General features: G+C 68.1%; 1 pseudogene. It reads left to right on the top strand.

Annotation, left to right across the window (positions count from 1 at the left end):
* Nucleotides 1-502: pseudogene (locus tag JCM25156_RS26840) on the top strand (c-type cytochrome); the annotation flags it as partial.

Raw genomic sequence — 502 nt, 5'->3', positions numbered from 1 at the left:
CGGATTGCGGGGCCTGCCATACCGCGCCGGGTGGCGAACCCTTTGCCGGTGGGGTGGCGTTTCACCTGCCCATGGGCACGCTGTACGCGCCCAATATCACGCCCGACGTCCAGACCGGCATAGGCCGGTATTCGGAGGCCGCGTTCATCCGCGCCGTCCGCCAGGGGATCCGGCGCGATGGCGCCACGCTGTACCCCGCCATGCCCTATCCGCCTATGCGCGCATGACGGATGAGGATCTGCATGCGCTTTACGCCTATTTCACGCAGGGGGTGAAACCGGTCACCCACCACGTGGCCCAGACCGGCATGACATGGCCGTTTTCCATGCGCTGGCCGCTGGTCTTGTGGCGCAGGCTGTACGCACCCGATCCCGCCATGGTCCAGCGCCAGATGCGCGGGCGCACCTTCCCCGATGCGCTGGTGGCCCGTGGCAGCTATCTGGTCGAAGGGCCGGGCCATTGCGGCGCGTGCCATACCCCGCGCGCCGTGACCATGCAGGAA

The sequence above is a fragment of the Komagataeibacter kakiaceti JCM 25156 genome (assembly GCF_000613305.1).
The sequence above is the reverse complement of the archived record's forward strand: the minus strand, read 5'-3'. Positions and strand labels throughout refer to the sequence as shown.